The sequence below is a fragment of the Phaeovulum sp. genome (assembly GCF_041596715.1).
GTDB lineage: Bacteria > Pseudomonadota > Alphaproteobacteria > Rhodobacterales > Rhodobacteraceae > UBA6213.
In genome coordinates this window covers 1-3,548 of sequence record NZ_JBFHIA010000280.1, presented here as the reverse complement: position 1 = coordinate 3,548, position 3,548 = coordinate 1, and the positions used below count along the sequence as shown (strand labels likewise).

General features: G+C 67.1%; 4 protein-coding genes. 3 read left to right on the top strand and 1 reads right to left on the bottom strand.

All coding sequences use genetic code 11. The annotated features are described in order from the left end of the window. Positions 1–813: FecCD family ABC transporter permease (locus ABY403_RS14595; RefSeq protein WP_372841550.1), on the top strand; the 813-nt coding region annotated here is incomplete at its 5' end. Next, the gene (locus tag ABY403_RS14590) at positions 810–1,553 is read left to right on the top strand and encodes an ABC transporter ATP-binding protein (protein ID WP_372841549.1); all 744 of its coding nucleotides are present in this window, start codon (positions 810–812) and stop codon (positions 1,551–1,553) included. The genes ABY403_RS14595 and ABY403_RS14590, both read left to right, overlap by 4 nt. 7 nt (positions 1,554–1,560) lie before the next feature. Here the strand turns inward: ABY403_RS14590 and selD are convergent, their stop codons facing one another. Then, a complete protein-coding gene (selD, locus tag ABY403_RS14585) occupies positions 1,561–2,601 on the bottom strand; it encodes a selenide, water dikinase SelD (protein ID WP_372841548.1) in 1,041 nt (346 codons plus the stop codon). A gap of 164 nt (positions 2,602–2,765) precedes the next feature. Between selD and dusA the strand changes: the two genes are divergently transcribed. Next, the coding region (gene dusA / locus ABY403_RS14580; RefSeq protein ID WP_372841547.1) for a tRNA dihydrouridine(20/20a) synthase DusA at positions 2,766–3,548 on the top strand (783 nt) is incomplete at its 3' end.

Below are 3,548 nucleotides of genomic sequence, written 5' to 3'. Positions count from 1 at the left end.
GGCATACTGGTCGGTGCCGCGCTGGGGATGGCCGGGGCGGCGATGCAGGGTTTTCTGCGCAACCCGCTGGCAGAACCGGGGCTGATCGGCACCTCGGGGGCCGCGGCGCTGGGGGCGGTGATCGCCATTCACACCGGCGCTTATGCGGCCTTTGCGCTGGCGCTGCCTTTGGCGGCGCTGACGGGGGCCGGGCTGGCGGTGGCGCTGGTGATGGTGCTGGCCGGGCGCGAGGCGCGGGCGCTGACGCTGATCCTTGCCGGGGTGGCGCTTTCGGCGCTGGCCGGGGCGCTGACTGCTCTGGTGCTCAATCTGGCACCCAGCCCCTATGCCGCCGCCGAGATCGTGTTCTGGCTGATGGGTTCGCTGGCCGATCGTTCAATGCTGCATGTCGCGCTGGCAGCACCCTTTGTGCTTGCGGGCGGGGCGTTGCTATGGGCGCAGGGGCGGGGGCTTGATGCGCTGACGCTGGGTGAGGACGCGGCGGCAAGCCTTGGTGTGTCTTTGCCTCGGCTGCGACTGGGCGTGGTGGCGGGCAGCGCGATGATGGTGGGGGCCGCAACCGCAGTGACCGGCGCGGTGGGGTTTGTGGGGCTGGTTGTGCCGCATCTTTTGCGACGTGCAGTGGGCGCGCGCCCCTCGCGGCTGCTGCCCGCATCGGCGCTAGGCGGTGCGGCGATGCTGCTGGCTGCCGATATCGCAACGCGGCTGATCGTGCCCGAGCGCGACCTGAAGCTTGGCGTGTTGACGGCGCTTGTCGGCGCACCGTTCCTTTTGCGGATGATCCGACAGCAGGCGAAGGAAGGTGCCGCATGACGTTGTTACAGGTGCAGGATCTTGGGGTTCAGCGGGGCGGCACGGTGGTGCTGGCGGGCCTCAGCGCCACGGTGCGACCGGGCGAGGTGATCGGCCTTATCGGCCCGAATGGCGCGGGTAAAACCACGGCCCTGCGCGCGATATTCGGCTTGCTGGCACATTCTGGCCGCTCTTCGCTGGCAGAAATGGCACCCCATCAACGGGCCTTGGCCGCCGCGTGGCTACCGCAAGCGCGCGAAATCGCTTGGGGCATGTCGGTCGAGGCGGTGGTGCGGCTGGGTCGCCTGCCGCATGGGCCCGAGGGCGGTGCCGAGGCGGTGGAACAGGCGCTGGATCGGATGGGCCTGATTGCACTGCGCCACCGCGCCGCCACAGCCCTTTCGGGGGGCGAGCAGGCCCGCGTGCTGATCGCGCGGGCGTTGGCGCAAGAAGCCCCCCTGCTTTTGGCAGACGAGCCAACCGCCGGGCTGGACCCTGCCGCACAGATTGCCACGATGCAGGTTTTTGCAGGGCTTGCGGCGGCGGGCAGCGCTGTGGTCGCCTCGCTGCACGATCTGGGGCTGGCCGCGCGGCATTGCACACGGCTCTGGGTGCTTTCCCAAGGGCGTCTGGTGGCCGATGGCGCGCCGCTGGAAGTGTTGACGCCTGCGCTTTTGGCCGAGGTCTTTCACATCCGCGCGCATCTTGCCCAGACGCCCGATGGGCCGGTGTTTCAGCCCCTGTCGTTACTTGGGCCTTAGCCCGGCTTCAGCCTTCGACCGTCACCTGCGCCTCACCCTCGACCATCTGCCCGATGATCGCCGCGCGGTCGTAGCCCTGCGCATGGAACATCGCCAGCACCTCGACCGCCGCTTCGGGCGCGACCGAAACCAGCAGCCCGCCCGAAGTTTGCGGGTCAAACAGCAGGTTGCGGTGCCAATCGGGCAGACCCTCTGGCAAGGTCACATGCGCTTCGTGCGCGCCGCGGTTACGGGTGCCTGCACCGGTGTTGTGCCCTGCCTTTGCATAGGTCACGGCGGCACCCAGTAGCGGCACATCCTCTAGCCGCAGCCGCGCGCCAAGGCGCGAGCCTTCGCAGACCTCGCGCAAATGGCCCAGCAGGCCAAAGCCGGTAACATCCGTCAGCGCATGCACCGCCTCCATCGCGCCAAGGTCGGCACCGATGGAATTGAGCTTGGTGGTGGTGGCGCGCAGCTCTTTATAGTCGGCACCCGAAAGCCCCTCGGCCTTCAGCGCGTGGCTAAGCACACCGACGCCAAGCGCCTTGCCCAGCACCAGCACATCGCCCGCCCGCGCGGTGCAGTTGCGCTTGACGCGGTCTGGGTGAACCATGCCAACCACCGCCAGCCCGTAGATCGGTTCTGGCGCGTCGATCGAATGGCCACCGCCGATCAGAATACCCGCCTGCGCCGCCATGTCGGCCCCGCCAGCCATGATCGAGCGGATCGTTTCAACGCCAAGCACGTTGATCGGCATACCCGCCAGCGCCAGCGCAAATAGCGGTTTGCCCCCGACCGCGTAGATATCGGAAAGCGCATTGCAGGCGGCGATTGCGCCGAAATCATAGGCGTCATCGACCACGGGCATGAAGAAATCGGTGGTGGCGACCAAGGCGTGTTCGTCGTCAATGCGGTAAACGATGGCGTCGTCTTTCGTCTCGATGCCGACGAGCATGGCCGGGTCGCGGAAATGCGCCGGAAGGCCCGAAAGGATTTCGTCCAAAAGCGCGGGCGAAACCTTGCAGCCGCAGCCGCCGCCGTGGGCAAGGGTGGTCAGGCGGATTGTCATCAAGGGCCTCCGATGTTGCGAGTCACCCCCCTATAGCGCTGCTGCTGCATCGCGGCCAGTGCGCGGCGCTGCGCGCAAGCGGCTTTGGCGCAGTTTCGCCGCGCCCACAACCGTGCTAGGGGGCTGCCGGGGGCGCGCCTTGCCGCCAACTGATGGAGCTTGCCTTGACCGATCAATTTCCTTTCCAGCCTGCCACAGCCCGCGCTGCCGCGCGGCTGTCGGTGGCACCCATGATGGATTGGACGGATCGGTTCTGCCGCCGCTTTCACCGCGAAATCAGCCGTGGCGCGCTGCTTTACACCGAAATGGTCACAGCCCCCGCTGTGCTGCACGGCAACCGCGCGTGGCTTTTGGATTTCGACCCGGTCGAACAACCCGTTGCGCTGCAATTGGGCGGCTCGAACCCGGCAGAGCTGCGCGAGGCGGCGCGGATTGCCGCGGAATGGGGCTATGCCGAGATCAACCTCAACTGCGGCTGCCCCTCTGACCGGGTGCAATCAGGCGCGTTTGGTGCGGTTTTGATGAAAACACCGGATCTGGTGGCCGATTGCGTGGCGGCGATGGCCGAAGGGGCCGGGCACGAGGTCACGATAAAATGTCGGATCGGGGTAGATGACCAGAACCCGGCCGAGGTGCTGCCCGCGTTTCTGGAAACCGTCGCGGCGGCCGGGGTGCGCCGCTTTACCATCCACGCGCGCAAGGCGTGGTTGCAGGGCCTTTCGCCCAAGGAAAACCGTGATGTGCCGCCGCTCGACTATGCGCTGGTGCAGGAAATGAAGCGCGCCTATCCGGCATTGCACATTTCTATCAACGGTGGCGTGGCAAGCCTTGCTGCGGCCGAGGCGCTTTTGGCCGAAGGGCTTGATGGGGTGATGGTGGGCCGGGCGGCCTATCACGAACCTTGGAACATTCTCGGGCAGGCAGATGCGCGGCTGTTTGGCCTGCCG